Raw genomic sequence first — 1,164 nt, 5'->3', positions numbered from 1 at the left:
CTAATACCGACCCTCTTTGAGGGCGACTCACGCGGGTAGCGGTGTTGTCTGATTGGTGATTCTCTCCTCGGGTTTGAGCCTGAGGAGGATGCGATGGCTGCTCCCGTGCCGCTGCGGCCGGACTTCGATGCCGAGGCTTTGCGCGCTTTGGCGAAGGGCTCGCGTGATCCGGACCAAACCCGCCGCCTGCTGGCGCTGTCAGCGATCTACGCGGGTGGTGCGCGCTCGGAAGCCGCTGCTCTCGGCGGGGTTGGGCTGCAGACCGTGCGGGATTGGGTACTGGCCTTCAACACCGATGGGCCGGACGGGCTCATCGGCGGCAAGGCGCCCGGTGCCCGTCCGCGGTTGAACGCGGATCTTCGTGCCGCGCTGAAGACCCTGGTCGAGAAAGGACCGATGCCGGCCGCGCATGGGGTAGTGCGCTGGCGGTTGGCAGATTTGGCCCAGATCCTGTTCGAGGACCACGGGGTCTCGGTCTCTGAGCAGACGCTGAGCCGGGTTCTACGGGCAATGGGATACCGGAAGCTCTCGGCCAGGCCACGCCACCACGCCCAGGAGCCGGGCGCCATTCCGGCTTTTAAAAAGCCTTCCCCGCTCGCGTGGCAGAGATCGCGCAGGCTGTCGGCGGCAAGCCGATAGAGATCTGGTTTGCGGATGAGGCCCGCGTTGGCCAGAAGAACTCGATCCCCCGCCGATGGGCCTGTCGGGGCACACGTCCCTCGGCCCCAAAGGACCAGCGTACCGCCTCCGCCTACCTCTTCGGCGCAATCTGCCCAGCGCGCGGCACGGGAGCCGGGCTCGTCATGCCCCGCTGTACCACCGAGGCGATGAACCTGCATTTGGCCGAGATCACCAAAGCGGTCACGCCTGGCGCACACGCCGTGCTGCTGCTCGATCCGGCCGGCTGGCACACGACCCAGAAGCTCGTGCTCCCTGCCAACATCACCCTGCTGCCCCTGCCAGCACGCTCGCCCGAACTCAACCCAGTCGAAAACCTCTGGCAGTTCCTGCGCGAGAACTGGCTCGGCAACCGCATCTTTGCCTCCTACGAGGCCATCCTCGATCATTGCTGCGACGCCTGGAACAGGATCATCGACCAGCCCTGGCGTATCGCGTCCATTGGACTGCGCGCCTGGGCTCATGAGTTCTGATCAGTGAGAACTG

1 pseudogene is annotated in these 1,164 nt (G+C 65.7%); it reads left to right on the top strand.

The window, feature by feature from the left end:
- Positions 1–55: 55 nt before the first annotated feature.
- Positions 56–1,151 (top strand): annotated as a pseudogene (locus tag MFF55_RS25330) (IS630 family transposase).
- The last annotated feature ends 13 nt before the right edge of the window (positions 1,152–1,164 follow it).

This window comes from Methylobacterium iners, from assembly GCF_022179305.1.
Classification (GTDB): domain Bacteria; phylum Pseudomonadota; class Alphaproteobacteria; order Rhizobiales; family Beijerinckiaceae; genus Methylobacterium; species Methylobacterium iners.
The sequence above is the reverse complement of the archived record's forward strand: the minus strand, read 5'-3'. Positions and strand labels throughout refer to the sequence as shown.